The sequence below is a fragment of the Arthrobacter sp. 2RAF22 genome, from assembly GCF_052115325.1.
GTDB lineage: Bacteria > Actinomycetota > Actinomycetes > Actinomycetales > Micrococcaceae > Arthrobacter.
Genome location: NZ_JBFRGL010000033.1, coordinates 1 through 1,285 on the forward strand (window position 1 = coordinate 1; position 1,285 = coordinate 1,285).

A 1,285-nucleotide genomic window follows, 5' to 3' on the forward strand; every position below is an offset into this window, starting at 1 on the left:
AAGAGAGGTTGGACGTGGCTGCAGGAGAAGAGACCTCACACATCCTTAGCGGGTTGACTTCCCAGCTGCCTGATCGTGATCCGGAAGAGACTGCCGAGTGGGTTGAGTCTTTGGATGCGTTGATCAGGGAGCAGGGCACGGAGCGGGCGCAGTTCATCATGCGCAGCCTGCTTCAGCGGGCGGGGTCCCAGTCGGTGGGGGTGCCGATGGTGACCACCACCGATTACGTGAACACGATCCCGGCGGACCAGGAAGCGGAGTTCCCGGGCAACGAGGAGTTCGAGCGCCGGTACCGGGCGTACATGCGCTGGAACGCGGCCGTGATGGTGCACCGGGCCCAGCGGGCGGACATCGGGGTGGGCGGGCACATTTCCACCTATGCCGGGGCCGCGACCCTGTACGAGGTCGGCTTCAACCATTTCTTCCGCGGCAAGGACCACCCCTCGGGCGGGGACCAGGTCTTCTTCCAGGGACACGCGTCCCCGGGCATGTACGCCAGGGCGTTCATGGAAGGCCGGCTCTCGGAGGAGGACCTGGACGGGTTCCGGCAGGAAAAGTCCAAGCAGGGCCACGCCCTTTCCTCCTACCCGCACCCGCGACTGATGCCCGCGTTCTGGGAATTCCCGACCGTGTCCATGGGCATCGGCCCGATGAACGCGATCTACCAGGCCCAGTCCAACCGCTACCTGCACGACCGCGGCCTGAAGGACACCAGTGACCAGCAGGTCTGGGCGTTCCTGGGCGACGGGGAAATGGACGAGCCCGAGTCCCGCGGCCTGCTCCAGCTCGCCGCGAACGAGAACCTGGACAACCTGAACTTCGTGATCAACTGCAACCTCCAGCGCCTGGACGGACCGGTCCGGGGCAACGGGAAGATCATGCAGGAACTGGAGGCGTTCTTCCGCGGCGCGGGCTGGAACGTCATCAAGGTCGTCTGGGGCCGGGAATGGGACGAGCTGCTGGCCCGCGACACCGACGGGTCCCTGGTGAAGATCATGAACGAAACCGTCGACGGGGACTACCAGACCTACAAGGCCGAATCCGGCGGGTTCGTCCGCGAACACTTCTTCGGGAAAACCCCGGCCACCAAGGACATGGTCGCGGACCTGGACGACAACCAGATCTGGAACCTCAAACGCGGCGGCCACGACTACCGCAAGGTCTACGCCGCGTACAAGGCCGCGGTCGAGTTCAAGGGCAAACCCACCGTGATCCTGGCCAAGACCGTCAAGGGCTACGGACTCGGACCCCACTTCGAGGGCCGCAACGCGACCCACCAAATGAA

1 pseudogene is annotated in these 1,285 nt (G+C 64.8%); it reads left to right on the forward strand.

The features are described from left to right. Positions 1 to 14 precede the first annotated feature (14 nt). Positions 15 to 1,285, forward strand: a pseudogene (locus AB4068_RS15665) (pyruvate dehydrogenase (acetyl-transferring), homodimeric type); the annotation flags it as partial.